The organism is Nocardia sp. CY15 (assembly GCF_009829295.1).
Taxonomy (GTDB): Bacteria; Actinomycetota; Actinomycetes; order Mycobacteriales; family Mycobacteriaceae; genus Nocardia; species Nocardia sputi.
In genome coordinates this window covers 13,976-28,013 of sequence record NZ_VUOT01000008.1, presented here as the reverse complement: position 1 = coordinate 28,013, position 14,038 = coordinate 13,976, and the positions used below count along the sequence as shown (strand labels likewise).

The window sequence follows — 14,038 nt, the reverse complement described above, 5'->3', positions numbered from 1 at the left end:
GCGGCAACGCTTGGCCGGCTATCCGAGTTGCCGCGACGAGCGGCGCGAGCGCGCCTGGATCGCGGAAGCGGACGGCCGCCCGGTAGGCAGCGTCTTCTGCGTCCACGAGGACGACACCACCGCACGGCTGCGGTTGCTCCTGGTCGAGCCCGCCGCCCGCGGCCTCGGCGTCGGTTCGGCGCTGGTCGACGCGTGCCTGCGCTTCGCCACCGCGGCGGGTTATCACGAGATCGTGCTGTGGACCAACGACGTGCTCACCGCGGCGCGGCGCGTCTACCAGCGGGCAGGGTTCGAGCTCGTGGATCAGAGCCCGCATCACAGCTGGGGGCACGATCTGGTCGGCCAGACCTGGCGGCGCTCACTCGCGCCCGCGAACTGACCCGCGCGGCGGGCATCCTGCGGTCTCCGGGCGGTGGATCACCCGTCTCCATCGGCGGTCGTTTCCGATGCCAGCACCGCACCCACTCGCGCCAGCGCGGCGCGCATCTCCGCGAGGCGACGCTCACCCAACGCCTGCGCCACCGTGCCCTCGATCTCGCGAATGCGCTGCTCCGCCACGCCCAGCGCGGCCCGGCCCGCCTCGGTGACCATGACCACCCGCGCGCGCCGGTCGGCCGGATCAACCTGACGCACCACCAGCCCGCTGTGCTCCAGATGCGTCACCAGCTCCCCCATCGACTGCTGCGTCATCCCCGCGGCCTCGGCCAGCGCGGTGATCCGCGACCCGTTCGGATCCAGATAGCGGAACACCGCGTAGTGCGCGGGCCGCAGGTGCCCGTCCAGCCGCGCGCGCAGCTCGTCGTTCAGCGCGCGCTCGTATGCGGCGGTGGCCTGGCTGAGCAACTTCAGCAGCGTCGGTTCACCCGTTGACATATTACGAAGGATACCTTTATATCTGGAAGTATGCGAGACGCGCGAACACTGACCTTCCGCAATGGGCATCGCGTGACGTTCGTCGCGCAGAACACCGACGAACAGGGCCCCTACCTGCGACTCGAGCACGTGCTGCCGCGGGCGGAACGCCAGGCGGGCCCGCACTGGCATCCGGTGCTGGCCGAGCGATGGACGGTCCGGCAGGGACAGTTGCGCTTCCGCATCGACGGCGCGGAGGTCCTCGCGCATCCCGGCGACACGGTGACCGCGCCTGCGGGCACGGTGCACGAGTTCCACAGCACGGTTCCCGGGACGGTGCTCGATCACGAGATCCGGCCGCCGCTGCGGCACTGGGAGATGTTCCTGCTCTGGCACCACCTGGATCGCACGGGGAAGACCACCTCGACGAGGGTGCCTCGCGATCCACTCGCCCTCGCCCTGCTGTGGGACTACCAGGACGGCTATCTGGCGGGCATCCCCCCGTTTGCGCAACGGGTGGTGCTCGGTGGTCTCGCGCGCGTAGCGACACGCTTCGGCTACCGGCGCCGCTGGCTGGAAAACGCCCACGACCTCCCCTGATCCACTCCGCCGCAACCACCCGCACAGCGCGAGGCCCGACTGCCGCTACTGTCGTTGCCATGGCTCAGCCCGACGCAGCGCCCGGCGACGCGACACCCCTGGGTGTCTGGCCCGGCACCGCCTATCCCCTGGGGGCCACCTACGACGGCGCGGGTACCAATTTCTCGGTGTTCTCGGAGGTTGCCGACGCGGTCGAATTGTGCCTCGTCGACGGCGACGGCGCCGAGACCCGCCTCGCGCTCGACGAGGTCGACGGCTACGTCTGGCATGCGTACCTTCCCGCGATCGGTCCCGGTCAGCGCTACGGGTTCCGGGTGCACGGTCCATACGACCCCGCGAAGGGATTGCGCTGCGACCCGAGCAAGTTGCTGCTCGACCCGTACGGCAAAGCTTTCGACGGCGACTTCGGCGATCATCCCTCGCTGTACACCTACGGACTGGACTCGCTCGGCCACACCATGACCGGCGTGGTGATCAACCCGTACTTCGACTGGGGCGACGATCGCGCGCCGAAGCGGCCCTACCACGAGACCGTGATCTACGAGGCGCACGTCAAGGGCATGACGATGACCCATCCCGAGGTGCCGCAGGAGTTGCGCGGCACCTACTCCGGCATCGCGCACCCGGCGATCATCGACCATCTGAAGAGATTGGGTGTCACCGCGATCGAGCTGATGCCGGTGCACCAGTTCCTGCACGACCGGGTGCTGCTGGACCAGGGACTGCGGAACTACTGGGGCTACAACAGCTTCGGCTACCTGGCGCCGCACAACGAGTACGCGGCGATCGACCGCGCCGGATCCGCGGTCACCGAGTTCAAGGCGATGGTGCGCGCCCTGCACGCCGAGGGCATCGAGGTGATCCTCGACGTGGTCTACAACCACACCGCCGAGGGCAACCACCGCGGTCCCACGATCGGCTTCCGCGGCATCGACAACGCCGCCTACTACCGCTTGGTCGACGACGACCCCTCGCTCTACATGGACTACACGGGAACCGGCAACAGCCTCAACGTGCGCCACCCGCACACCTTGCAGCTGATCATGGACTCGCTGCGCTACTGGATCCTGGAGATGCACGTCGACGGCTTCCGTTTCGACCTTGCCGCGACACTGGCGCGGGAACTGCACGACGTGGACCGGCTGTCGACGTTCTTCGATCTGGTGCAGCAGGACCCGGTGGTGAGCCAGGTCAAGCTCATCGCCGAACCGTGGGACGTCGGCGAGGGCGGCTACCAGGTAGGCAACTTTCCCGGCCTGTGGACGGAGTGGAACGGCAAATTCCGCGACACCGTGCGCGACTACTGGCGCGGCGAACCGGCGACACTGGGCGAGTTCGCCTCCCGGCTCACCGGCTCCTCGGACCTGTACGAGGCCACCGGGCGCAGACCGAGCGCCAGCATCAACTTCGTCACCGCGCACGACGGATTCACCTTGCGGGACCTGGTGTCCTACAACGAGAAACACAACGAGGCCAACGGCGAGGACAACCGCGACGGCGAGAGCTGGAACCGCTCGTGGAACTGCGGCGTCGAGGGGCCTACCGACGATCCGGAGATCCTCGCGCTGCGCGACCGGCAGAGCCGCAACCTGATGGCGACGCTGCTGCTCAGCCAGGGCGTGCCGATGCTCGCGCACGGCGACGAGATGGGCCGCACCCAGCAGGGCAACAACAACGTCTACTGCCAGGACTCGCCGCTGGCCTGGATGGACTGGTCGCTGCGGGACAAGCATGCCGACCTGCTCGAATTCACCCGCGCGGTGATCGCGTTGCGCACCGAGCACCCGGTCTTCCGGCGCCGCCGCTTCTTCGCGGGCGGCCCGACCCGTTCGGCGGACAACGCCCGCGACATCGCCTGGCTCACCCCGTCCGGCGAGGAGATGACCGAAGCGGACTGGGACAGCGGATTCGGCAAGTCGCTGGCGGTCTATCTCAACGGCGAGGCGATCCCGGAGCCGGGCCCGCGCGGGGAGCGGATCACCGATGATTCGTTCCTGTTGTGTTTCAACGCCCACGACGCGGCTATCGACTTCGTGCTACCGCGCGCCGGCGACGGCGTGGAATGGTCGGTGGCATTGGATTGCTCGACGCCGACCGGTCCGGCCGACGCCGGATATCCCGGGGGCGCCACCGTCACCGTCGAAGCTCGTTGTCTCCTCGTCCTCCGCCAGGCCGCCTGACCCGAATGCCGATGAACCCACCCGATTCCACCGAGATGCACGTGACCGACCCCGTGTCCCTCCGACGCAAACCCGCACGCCAGACGACGATTCGCAGCGCCTACCGGCTACAGCTGCGACCGGACACGCTCACCTTCGCCGAAGCGCGCGCCATCGCGGAATACCTCCAGCAGCTGGGCATTTCACACCTGTACCTGTCGCCGATCCTGACCGCGACGCACGGCTCGACGCACGGCTACGACGTCACCGACCCGACCACGGTCTCCGCCGCTCTCGGCGGGCCGACCGGGCTCAAGGCCCTCGCCGACGAGGTGCGCAGCCGCGGCATGGGACTGATCGTGGACCTGGTGCCCAATCATGTCGGCGTCGCCGATCCGCGGCAGAACGCCTGGTGGTGGGACGTCCTGCGGAACGGCAAGGAATCACGGTTCGCGCACTACTTCGACATCGACTGGAGCCCGGGCAACGGCGCGGGCGGCAGGCTGGCGCTGCCGGTGTTGCAGAGCGAGAACGACCCGGCGGCCCTGACCGTGGACCGCACGGGCGCCGAACCCATGCTCGCCCTGCACGATCTGCGGTTCCCGATCGCGCCTGGCACCGATGGGGACAACGCCCTGCGCATCCACGACAAGCAGCACTACCGGCTGGTGAGCTGGAAGGCCGGGCTGTGCACCTACCGGCGGTTCTTCGCGGTCAGCAGCCTGGCCGCGATCCGCCAGGAGAATCCCGAGGTCTTCGAGGTCACCCACCGCGAACTCGCCGCCTGGTGCGAGCACGACCTGATCGACGGTGTGCGGGTCGACCATCCGGACGGTCTGTCCGATCCCGCCGGCTATCTCGCCCGGCTGCGCAGGTTGATCGGCCCGCACCGGCTGCTGCTGGTGGAGAAGATCCTGGCCAACCGCGAGCCACTGGACGCCACGCTCCCGATCGACGGCACCACCGGCTACGAAGCGCTGGCCGACTTCGGCGGCGTGCTGATCGATCCGCGCGGGGAGCACGCGCTCACCGAACTGTCGCGGCGGGTCGCCGGGCACGGCAGCGACCGGGCGTGGATCGGCGAGACCGAGCACCGGATCAAGCGAGCGGTCGCGGAGAGCATCCTGACGCCGGAAGTCCGGCGGCTGGTGGCCGCGATCAAGCAGGACGCGAACGCCGAGAGTTTCGACACCATGGCGCTGACCAACGCCACCATCGAGGTGCTGGCGTTCATGCCGGTGTACCGGGCCGACTACGCGCCGCTGGCCGGAATGGCGGGTGCGGTGATCGCCGAGGTGGAGAAGCGCAACAGCGAGCTCACCGCGCCGCTGGCGGTGCTGGTCGCGGCGCTGGCCGCCGACGGGGACGCGGCGGTGCGCTTCAGCCAGGTCTGCGGCGCGGTGACCGCGAAAGCGGTCGAGGACACCATGTTCTACCAGGCCGCGCGGCTGGTCTCGTTGCAGGAGGTCGGCGGCAATCCGGCGCGCTTCGGTCATTCGCTCAACGAGTTCCATCTGTCCAACAGCCAGCGCGCGCAACTGTGGCCCGCGACCCTGACGACGCTGTCCACCCACGACACCAAGCGCGGCGAGGACGTCCGCGCCCGCATCGGCGTACTGTCCCAAGCCGCGGAGATCTGGGCGCGCAACGTGGACTCCTGGTTGGAGACCACCCCCGCGCCGGACGGGGCGACGGCACTGTTCCTGCTGCAGAACATGTTCGGGGTGTGGCCCGCGGACGGACGGCCCGCCGCGTCGGTGCCCGGCCTGCGCGAGCGTCTGCACGCGTTCGCCGAGAAGGCGATGCGGGAGGCGAACACCAAGACCTCCTGGGAGGAGCCCGACGCGGAGTTCGAGGCCGCCGTGCACGCGTGGCTGGACGCGGTAATCGACGGACCGGTGGGCTCCGAACTCGGCGACCTGGTGCACGAACTGGCCCCGCACGCATGGTCGGACGCGTTGTCGCAGAAGCTGCTGCAGCTGTGCGGCCCCGGCATCCCGGACGTCTATCAGGGCTGCGAGCTGTGGGAGGACTCCCTCGTCGACCCGGACAACCGCAGGCCGGTGGACTTCGCCGCCCGCGCGGGCATGCTGCAATCGCTCACCGGCACACCGGCTTTGGACACCACCGGCGCGGCGAAGATGTGGATCGTCGCCTACGCGCTGTGGTTGCGCCGCGAACGTCCCGACTGCTTCGTCGGCGGCGCCTACCGGCCGCTGTTCGCCACCGGCGACCACGCGGCCGAACTGGTGTCCTACGCGCGCGGTCGCACGGGCGAGCCGCCGGAGGTCATCGTCGCGGCCACCCGCCACAGCGTGAGCCTGGCCGAGAGCGGATGGGGCGACACGTTCCTCGATCTGCCCTCGGGCAGCTGGACCGACCGGCTGACCGGACACACCTTCCAGGGCCGGGCCAGGCTGGAGAAGATGTTCGCCAGGCTGCCCGTCGCGCTACTGGTGCGCTGAGAGCTCGAGCGGGGGCGCGGTGGCCACCGCGGGAGCCTTCACGAGTTCCTTCGAGAAGACGCCGCGAACCTGCTCGAAGGTCTTCTCCGGAATCACCCCGCCCAGTTCCTCGCGCCAGCGCCGCAGATTCGCGGGATCGTAGTCGAACGCCTCCTGCGTGCAGGCGGCCAGCCGGACCCCATGATCGGTGGGCGTGGATATCCGGCGCCAGGAATCCCAGTGGAAGCGGCGGCTGCGCGGATTGCGCAGCGTGCGCACCACGTTCAGGATGCGATAGCCCATGCTCAGGGAATCGTGCAGCCGCATGTGCCCGCCCTTCGCGGTGTCGCAGCGTTTGGACAGCTCCGCCAGCCGATCCCGGTCGAAGGCCAGCCCCACCGACTCTGCCTCGCGGACCATCCACTGCAGCGTCATATCGGACAGGCCGCATTCGGCGTAGCCGCCCCCGATGTCGGTGTGCACGCCGGGGAACCACACCTGCTTGACCCGCTCGAACCCGCGCCGGTACTTCACGGTCGGTTCGACCGGAACCTCCCACAGGGACGGTTCGAAGTTGCGCCGCCGCTCATCGATGGCCAGTGCTTGCCGGGCACAGTGCACGTGACGGGAGAGCTTGACGTCGTGGAAGCGGTGCCGCAGCGAGGTGACCCCTGGCACGCCCAGCGCGCCGACGGTGTCGAACACGCCGAGGAAGTCGATCTTCGCTCGCCTGCAGTTCTCGCGGCGGAACTCCCGCCACTGCCGCGGCTCGGGCGGATCCGGATTCTCGGGCGTCGGTGCGGGCGGCCGCTGCCGGTAGATCCGCAAGGCCTCGGGGTACTTGCCCGCGATCATCGCCTCCGGGGTCATGATCCCGATGCGACTGATCAGGCCGGCCAGGCTGCGCGCGGTGAAGGCGCCGCGACTGAACCCGAAGATGTAGATCTCGTCGCCCTTTTCCCAGTTCAGGGCCAGGTGCCAGTATGCGGAGGACAGATTCGCCTCGAGCCCGAGTCCGAAAGCTCCGCCCAGCAGGCGATCGCTGAGGAAGCCGCGCGCGCCGGGGCCGGAGACGTAGGTGACCCACTGCTGGATCGTTTGTCCCGCCGGTCCCGGCGCGTCGAACCGGATGGTCTGCGCGATCTTGACAATGTTCGAAACCGTGCTGCTCGACTCGGCCTTCCACGTGCCGTCGCAACATACAACCAGGCGTTTCATGCCTTGATCCTCCCGCTGGTAGCTCACCGAAACCCGCGTACTCCACTACTCGAATTCATCGCCGAACAGACCGGACAGCGTTAATGGCAAGCCGGAATACGCGAGTCGGCAAGACGGGCGAAGCGCTGGTCGCGATCGCTACGCGCGCCGCGGGCCCGGCTCGTCGCGCCGGGCGGAGCCCAGCCCGATCAGCCAGCGCGCCGCACCGAGCGCGGCCGCGACGAGCACCGCCAGCTGCAGCGATCCGGTGATCAGAGCCAGGACGAGGCAGGTCCCCAGCCCGATGACCAGTGCATCGAGCTTGTATACCGGCCACGCGCTGCCTGCGATGTCGATCGTGGCGCCGCGTGCCGAGGAGTGAACGACCGCCATCTGCTCAGGGTAGTCGGATTCCGAAGTTCGGGCCAGCGAACTTTTCTCGCCGGGAACACGCAGGATCGCCGCGGCGTTGCGGCAGACATGCCACTGACAGGTGAATACGAACCGAGCACATCGGACTGGGCCCGTGAGCAAGCCGAGAAGTACGAGAACTCCGGCGGCGCCGAGGGCGCGACGTTACTGGGCAAGCCCATCATCCTGCTCACCACCAAGGGCGCGAAGACCGGCAAGCTGCGCAAGACGCCGCTGATGCGGGTGGAGCACGACGGCGAGTACGCGGTGGTCGCTTCGCTGGGCGGCGCGCCCAAGCACCCGGTCTGGTACTACAACATCAAGGCCGAACCGCACGTCGAACTGCGCGACGGCGCGGTCAGCAAGGACTACACCGCGCGCGAGGTCTTCGGCGAGGAGAAAGCGCAGTGGTGGGAGCGAGCGGTCCAGGTATGGCCGGACTACGCGGAGTACCAGACGAAAACCGACCGTCAGATCCCCGTCTTCGTCCTCACGCCCAGGTAGCTCCTACGCAGGTGGCCCGCGTGTCACTGCCACCCGCCGCAGCTCGCCGCCGCGGCAGGTGGCAGCATATTTCGGGTGTCCAATCCGCTTGATGTCCTCGACGCACTGTCCGCTTCTCGCCCTGCGCTCACCGCGGACGAGATCGATGCTGCCGCCAAGCGAATTGCCGACGTCATCGACCCGACCCCGCTTCAGCGCAGCGAGCGGCTGTCCACGCTGACCGGGGCGGAGGTCTATCTCAAGCGCGAGGATCTCAGCCCGGTCCGCTCCTACAAGCTGCGCGGCGCCTACAACCTGGTGGTGCAGCTGACCGAGGACGAACGCGCCGCCGGCGTGGTGGCGGCCAGCGCGGGCAACCACGCGCAGGGCGTCGCGTTCGCGTGTCAGGCGATGGGGATCAAAGGACGTATCTACGTGCCGACCACGACGCCGAAGCAGAAGCGTGATCGCATCCGGGTGCACGGTGGCGAGTTCGTGGAATTGATCGCGGTCGGCGAGACCTACGACGCCGCCGCCGCGGCGGCCGCCGCCGACGTGCAGCGCAGCGGCGCGACGATGGTGCCGCCGTTCGACGACGCGCGCACCGCGGCGGGTCAGGGCACCATCGCCGCGGAGATCCTGGAACAGCTCGGCGCCACTCCCGACCTGGTGATCGTGCCGGTGGGCGGCGGCGGCTGCCTGGCCGGTATCGGCACCTACCTGCGCGCGCGGTCTCCGCGCACCGCCATCCTGGGTGTGGAGCCTGCGGGCGCGGCCTCGATGACCGCGGCCCTCGTGGCGAGCGGTCCGGTCACGCTGCCGGAGATCGACCCGTTCGTGGACGGCGCCGCGGTGCGCCGGGTCGGCGCCGTGCCGTATGCCGCGGTGTCCGGATTCGGCGGGCGAGTGGTCTCGCACGCCTCACTGCCGTTGCTGACCATCAGCGAGTCGCCCAGGGGCGCGGGCGCGTTCCAGATGATGCAGGTCGACGAAGGCGCGATCTGCACCACCATGCTCGACCTGTACCAGAACGAGGGCATCATCGCCGAGCCCGCGGGCGCGCTCACCACGACGGCGCTCGCGGAGATCACCGTGGAGCCGGGCTCCACCGTGGTGTGCCTGGTGTCCGGCGGCAACAACGACGTGTCCCGCTACGGCGAGATCATCGAGCGCTCGCTCGTCCACCGCGGTCTCAAGCACTACTTCCTGGTGGACTTCCCGCAGGAACCCGGCGCGCTGCGCCGTTTCCTCAACGAGGTGCTCGGTCCCGACGACGACATCACGCTGTTCGAGTACGTCAAGCGCAACAACCGGGAGACGGGAGCCGCGCTGGTCGGCATCGAACTCGGCGCGCCGGACGGGCTGGGGCCGTTGCTGGAACGGATGCGCCATTCGCCGATCCAGTGCGAGCGCCTCGAACCCGATTCGCCTGCCTACCGTTACCTGACCTGAGCCGGACGACGGCTACCAGCGGCCCCGCGCTCCGGTTCCGGTCCGAACGAGCCGGCCTGGGCGGCCCGAATGGCTACCGGGCACCGGAACCGCCCGGCAGGTCAGGCGGCCTTGCGCGTCTCCGTCGAAGGTATCCGGCGGCGGGACGCGCGCAGGCAGTTCAGCATGAGCGGCAACAGCCAGAACGCCGCCGACTGGTCGTAGCTGAGCTGCGCGGCGGAGAGCCGGTTGTGCACGAAGCCGACCGACAGGCCCAAGCGGGGTTCGGCCCAGCCGAAGGAGCCGCCGAGCCCGATGTGCCCGAACCCGGCGTGCGCGCCCGGCATCGGCAGCGAGTGGTAGCCCAGTCGCCACATCATCGGCAGGTAGAACAGCGCGCGGTCGGGCTGATAGGTCTCGACACGGCGCAGGGCCTTCATGGTGTGGCGGCCGAGATACCTGCGGTCGGCCACGGTGCCGTCGCCCGCGAGCGCGCCGTACATCGTGGCCAGCGCGGGCGCGGTGGCCACACCGTTGCCCGCACCGAGTTCGGTGTCCAGGATCGGCGGGCTGACGCCCTCGAGAATGGCTTCCAGACCGGGCAGGAACAGGCAGCGGGTGGCGGCGCCGAGCGCGCCGGGAATCTTGTGGCTACGGCCCAGAACCGCCGCGCCGAGCGGCCTTCCGAGCATGCTCAGCTGGGTGCCGGCCAGCGGCGCGTAGGTGAGCGCCGCACCGGCGGGCGGCCTGCCCAGATGCAGGCCGTCGATGCCCAGCGGCTCGGCGACCTCGGTGCGGATCAGTTCCGCCAGACTGGTACCGGTGATCGCGCGGGCCAAGCCACCGATCAGCCAGCCGAAGGTGAGCGCGTGGTAGGTGGGCACGCCGAGCGAGCGGTCGGGCTTCGCCGCGGCCAGGCGCTGCTCCATGAGCTCGTGGTCCAGCACATCGGCCAGGCCGCCGGTCGCGATCGGGGCCAAGGCGGACAGCCCCGCCCGATGGGTCAGCAGCTGGCGAACGGTGATCTTGCGCTTGCCGTTGGCGCCGAATTCCGGCCAGTACTCCGCGACCGGAGCGGAATAGTCGAGCAACCCGCGGTCTGCGAGGCGGTGCACGACGGTGGCGGCGATTCCCTTGGTGGCCGAGAAGATGATCGTGCCGGTGTCCCTGGTCCACGGAACGTCACCACCGGAGCCGACCCAGATGTCCACCAGCGGCTCTCCGTGCCGGTGCAGCGTGAACGCCGCCCCCGCACCCCGGCGAGTACCGAACGCCCGTGCGAAAGCGCGCACGAACGGTGCGAATTCGGCGGCTGCGCTGCCACCCATTCCCGGGGGGAGAACCGCGAGGTCCCCGGAAGCGACGTTGCTCATCTCTCCACGGTAATCGCACGGGACGATTCCGGCAAAGTACCTGTCTCGGACAGTTGTACGCCCGTTATCCGGAAAACGCCCGAAAGGCGGCCCGGAGCTGGGATTCCACGCTCTCAGCGCCTGCCGGGCAGCGCCGTCTCCAGCAGGGCGAACGAGTGGCCGGGAACGGTTGTGGCGGAAGGGCCGATCGTCGGGGATTCCCAGGACAGCAGCGGGATGCCCGCGATCGGGACGGCCACCGGGTCCTCGCCGAGGTTGCACACCAGGGCCAGCGTGCCCCGGTGCACGACGATCCACCGCGCCGCCTCGTCGTAGTCCACCGAAACGTGGGTCAGCCATGGGTCGCTGAGCTCCGCCCGGTCGCGACGCAGTGCCAGCAGGGCGCGATAGCACGACAGCAGCCGCGCGTGTTCCGGCTCGTCCGGTTCGGTCCAGTCGAGCTTGGAGCGCAGGAACGTCTTCACGTCCTGCGGGTCGGGCACCTCGCCCTCGGACCAGCCGTGGGCGGCGAACTCCTTCTTGCGCCCGGATGCGGTGGCGGCGGCAACCTCCGGGTCGGTGTGCGAGGTGAAGAACTGGAACGGCGTGTGCGCGCCCCACTCCTCCCCCATGAACAGCATCGGCGTGAACGGCCCGCACAGCACGAGGGCTGCTTTGATCGCCAGCTGGCCGTCGGTCAGGTAGGCGCTGGGCCGGTCGCCGAGCGCGCGGTTGCCGATCTGGTCGTGGTCACAGGTGTAGGCCAGCAGCGCGCTACCGGGGATGAGACCGCGATCGATCGCTCGGCCGTGCGTGCGGCCACGGAAGCTGGAATACGTTGCGGCGTGGAAGAACCCGTGCTTCAACGTCCGCGCCAGGCAGCGCAGCGAACCGAAATCGGCGTAATAGCCCTGCCGCTCGCCGGAGACGGCGGTGTGCACGGCGTGGTGCAGGTCGTCGTTCCACTGGGCGGTCAGGCCGTACCCACCGGCCGCGCGCGGGGTGATCAGCTTCGGATCGTTGAGATCGCTTTCCGCGATCAGCGTCAGCGGCCTGCGCACGTGGGTGGCGAGACGCTCGGTCTCGACGGCGAGTTCGGCCAGCAGGTGCGTGGCCGTGCGGTCGACGAGGGCGTGCACCGCGTCCAGGCGCAGCGCGTCGACGTGGAACTCGCGCAACCATCGCAAGGCGTTGTCGAGGATGTACCTGCGCACGTGATCGGACTGCGGACCGTCGAGGTTGAGGCTCCGCCCCCAGGTGTTGCGACCCTCGGTCAGGTACGGCGCGAAACGTGGCAGGTAGTTGCCGGACGGGCCGAGATGGTTGTAGACGACGTCCAGGCACACCGCCAGACCACGGATATGGCAGGCGTTCACGAACCGTTGCAGGCCGTCGGGCCCGCCGTAGCTTTCCTGCACCGCGTACCAGAGCACGCCGTCGTAGCCCCAGTTGTGCGTGCCGTCGAAGGCGTTCACCGGCATGACCTCGACCACGGTGACGCCCAGCGCGACGAGATGGTCGAGCCGCTCGATCGCGGCGTCGAAGGTGCCCTCCGGGGTGAAGGTTCCGATGTGCAGTTCGTAGTAGACCGCCCCGGCCTGCGGACGGCCGGTCCACCCCGCGTCGGTCCACGCCGCCGGATCGAGGGTGTGCAGCGCCGAGCGGGCGTGCACCCCGTCGGGCTGGCGCGGCGAGCGGGGATCGGGCAGCACTGTCGGGTCGTCGTCGAGCAGGAACCCGTATCTGGCCCCCTTCGCGGCCGGTACGTCGGTGCGCCACCACCCGTCCGGCGACCGCGTCATCGAGTGGACGACACCCTCCAGATCCAGCCGCACCGCCTCGGGCCGCGGTGCCCACACCTCGAACACACTCACCGAGCCAGCATCGCACGGGCGCGCCCGGCCCGCCGGATAGCGACACCTGCCTCGGAGACAACGGCCTGCGCGCTCCCGGCTTCGCGACCAACTGCCCGCAGTCCCTTCATTCGTCCGCGCGACCACTGTGACCGGATCAAGGGCCGAGGCCGACCGGCTGTGGCCGTGGGGTCCTGGCCGGAACGGGCGATCCCTGCCAGAGTGGAGGCGTGGGTGTCTACGCCGAGCACGTCCTACCGCGCATCGTCAACGTGGCCTGCGGGATGCGGGTCAACGACCCGCTGCGCGAGCGGGTGTGCGCCGGGCTGCACGGACGGGTCGTGGAACTCGGTTTCGGCTCGGGACGGAATGTGCCGTTCTACCCGGCGGCGGTCGCGGCGGTGAGCGCGGTCGAGCCCGCCGATCTCGGCTGGCGACTGGCTGGCGAACGAGTCGCCGCGGCCACCGTGCCCATCGAGCGGGCCGGGCTGGACGGACAGGCGCTGCCCTTCGCCGACAGCACCTTCGACTGCGCCCTGTCGACGTGGACCATGTGCACCATCCCCGACATCGCCGCCGCGCTCGCCGAGGTGCGCCGGGTGCTCGTTCCCGGCGGAACCCTGCACTTCGTCGAACACGGGCTGGCGCCGGACGACAAGGTGCGGGTGTGGCAGAACCGGCTGAATCCGGTCCAGAAACGACTGTTCGGCGGCTGCCACCTCAACCGCGATATTCGCGCCCTGGTGACAACCGCCGGTTTCGAGATCCGCGAGGCCGAGTCGTTCTACGGGGAGGACGCCCCCCGCTTCCTGGTCGCCCAGACGCTCGGGGTCGCGGTCTCGCCCTGACGGGATCAGATGATGCGCACCGACAGGGTGTAGGTGGCGTTGCCGCGGCTCGGCGCCACCGAGATGGCGTAGTAGCCGGTGCGCGGCAGAGCGATCCGGCTCCAGGTCTCCTCGAGGCACAGGACGCTTCCGCCCGGGGCGGTGGTGGTGAACCGCGCGTTGCCCTCGACCGAGGTGAGCTCGGTGATCAGCGTCTGCCCGGCCCGCGCCTCGAACGCGAAGGTGTCGGCGTCGCCGCGGACCACCGCGCCGTCGACCGACGCGCGATCGCTGCCCGGCGCGAACTTTATCTCGTAGACCGAGCCCGCGTTCGCCGCGCCCGCACCGATCGCCGCGACGGCCGACGACGCCGCGAGCACGGTCACGCCGACTACGAGCAGACGCAGACTGCGGAGTATGGCTTGCATG

13 protein-coding genes are annotated in these 14,038 nt (G+C 69.5%); 7 read left to right on the top strand and 6 right to left on the bottom strand.

The window, feature by feature from the left end; genetic code table 11:
• The first annotated feature begins 10 nt into the window (after window positions 1–10).
• Window positions 11–379, top strand: coding sequence for a GNAT family N-acetyltransferase (locus tag GVY39_RS12270; protein WP_159923694.1), 369 nt, complete (start codon window positions 11–13; stop codon window positions 377–379).
• A 38-nt stretch (window positions 380–417) separates the two neighbouring features.
• Here GVY39_RS12270 and GVY39_RS12265 read toward each other — a convergent pair whose 3' ends face one another.
• Window positions 418–873, bottom strand: a complete 456-nt coding sequence (locus GVY39_RS12265; RefSeq protein ID WP_159923692.1) for a MarR family winged helix-turn-helix transcriptional regulator — start codon at window positions 871–873, stop codon at window positions 418–420.
• 30 nt (window positions 874–903) lie between these two features.
• On the opposite strand from GVY39_RS12265, the gene GVY39_RS12260 reads away from it, so the two are divergent.
• Genes GVY39_RS12260 through treY form a run of 3 tightly spaced genes read left to right on the top strand, consistent with a single transcriptional unit; the run spans window position 904 to window position 6,076 of the window.
• On the top strand, window positions 904–1,452 hold the full coding sequence (locus tag GVY39_RS12260) for a cupin domain-containing protein (RefSeq protein WP_159923690.1): 549 nt from the start codon (window positions 904–906) through the stop codon (window positions 1,450–1,452).
• Window positions 1,453–1,511: 59 nt separating this feature from the next.
• A complete protein-coding gene (gene glgX / locus GVY39_RS12255) occupies window positions 1,512–3,632 on the top strand; it encodes a glycogen debranching protein GlgX (RefSeq protein WP_159923688.1) in 2,121 nt (706 codons plus the stop codon).
• Between the two features lie 35 nt (window positions 3,633–3,667).
• Entirely contained in the window at window positions 3,668–6,076 is a 2,409-nt protein-coding gene (gene treY / locus GVY39_RS12250; protein WP_223522123.1) for a malto-oligosyltrehalose synthase, read from the top strand.
• On the opposite strand, the gene GVY39_RS12245 is transcribed toward treY, so the two are convergent.
• Both GVY39_RS12245 and GVY39_RS12240 read right to left on the bottom strand, forming a co-directional pair.
• Window positions 6,062–7,273: a DUF2235 domain-containing protein gene (locus GVY39_RS12245; RefSeq protein WP_159923684.1), complete on the bottom strand. Its 1,212-nt coding sequence runs from the start codon at window positions 7,271–7,273 to the stop codon at window positions 6,062–6,064. The genes treY and GVY39_RS12245 overlap by 15 nt on opposite strands.
• A gap of 138 nt (window positions 7,274–7,411) precedes the next feature.
• Entirely contained in the window at window positions 7,412–7,645 is a 234-nt protein-coding gene (locus GVY39_RS12240) for a hypothetical protein (RefSeq protein WP_159923683.1), read from the bottom strand.
• Window positions 7,646–7,732: 87 nt separating this feature from the next.
• On the opposite strand from GVY39_RS12240, the gene GVY39_RS12235 reads away from it, so the two are divergent.
• Window positions 7,733–8,167, top strand: coding sequence for a nitroreductase family deazaflavin-dependent oxidoreductase (locus tag GVY39_RS12235; protein ID WP_159923681.1), 435 nt, complete (start codon window positions 7,733–7,735; stop codon window positions 8,165–8,167).
• A gap of 75 nt (window positions 8,168–8,242) precedes the next feature.
• Entirely contained in the window at window positions 8,243–9,598 is a 1,356-nt protein-coding gene (gene ilvA, locus GVY39_RS12230) for a threonine ammonia-lyase IlvA (protein WP_159923679.1), read from the top strand.
• Window positions 9,599–9,699: 101 nt separating this feature from the next.
• On the opposite strand, the gene GVY39_RS12225 is transcribed toward ilvA, so the two are convergent.
• Together GVY39_RS12225 and treZ are read right to left on the bottom strand one after the other, a co-directional pair.
• Window positions 9,700–10,950, bottom strand: coding sequence for a serine hydrolase domain-containing protein (locus GVY39_RS12225; protein WP_201295212.1), 1,251 nt, complete (start codon window positions 10,948–10,950; stop codon window positions 9,700–9,702).
• 113 nt (window positions 10,951–11,063) lie between these two features.
• Window positions 11,064–12,803 carry a malto-oligosyltrehalose trehalohydrolase gene (gene treZ / locus GVY39_RS12220; RefSeq protein ID WP_159923677.1) on the bottom strand — a complete coding sequence of 580 codons (1,740 nt, stop codon included), beginning with the start codon at window positions 12,801–12,803 and terminating at the stop codon, window positions 11,064–11,066.
• Between the two features lie 209 nt (window positions 12,804–13,012).
• On the opposite strand from treZ, the gene GVY39_RS12215 reads away from it, so the two are divergent.
• Window positions 13,013–13,630: a class I SAM-dependent methyltransferase gene (locus GVY39_RS12215; protein ID WP_159923675.1), complete on the top strand. Its 618-nt coding sequence runs from the start codon at window positions 13,013–13,015 to the stop codon at window positions 13,628–13,630.
• A 5-nt stretch (window positions 13,631–13,635) separates the two neighbouring features.
• On the opposite strand, the gene GVY39_RS12210 is transcribed toward GVY39_RS12215, so the two are convergent.
• On the bottom strand, window positions 13,636–14,037 hold the full coding sequence (locus tag GVY39_RS12210; RefSeq protein ID WP_159923673.1) for a hypothetical protein: 402 nt from the start codon (window positions 14,035–14,037) through the stop codon (window positions 13,636–13,638).
• Between the last annotated feature and the right edge of the window lies 1 nt (window position 14,038).

Coding starts and splice junctions, on each gene's coding strand:
- GVY39_RS12265 (WP_159923692.1), bottom strand. CDS start 873: ATGTCAACGGGTGAACCGACGCTGCTGAAGTTGCTCAGCCAGGCCACC.
- GVY39_RS12260 (WP_159923690.1), top strand. CDS start 904: ATGCGAGACGCGCGAACACTGACCTTCCGCAATGGGCATCGCGTGACG.
- glgX (WP_159923688.1), top strand. CDS start 1,512: ATGGCTCAGCCCGACGCAGCGCCCGGCGACGCGACACCCCTGGGTGTC.
- treY (WP_223522123.1), top strand. CDS start 3,668: ATGCACGTGACCGACCCCGTGTCCCTCCGACGCAAACCCGCACGCCAG.
- GVY39_RS12245 (WP_159923684.1), bottom strand. CDS start 7,273: ATGAAACGCCTGGTTGTATGTTGCGACGGCACGTGGAAGGCCGAGTCG.
- GVY39_RS12240 (WP_159923683.1), bottom strand. CDS start 7,645: ATGGCGGTCGTTCACTCCTCGGCACGCGGCGCCACGATCGACATCGCA.
- GVY39_RS12235 (WP_159923681.1), top strand. CDS start 7,733: ATGCCACTGACAGGTGAATACGAACCGAGCACATCGGACTGGGCCCGT.
- GVY39_RS12225 (WP_201295212.1), bottom strand. CDS start 10,950: ATGAGCAACGTCGCTTCCGGGGACCTCGCGGTTCTCCCCCCGGGAATG.
- GVY39_RS12210 (WP_159923673.1), bottom strand. CDS start 14,037: ATGCAAGCCATACTCCGCAGTCTGCGTCTGCTCGTAGTCGGCGTGACC.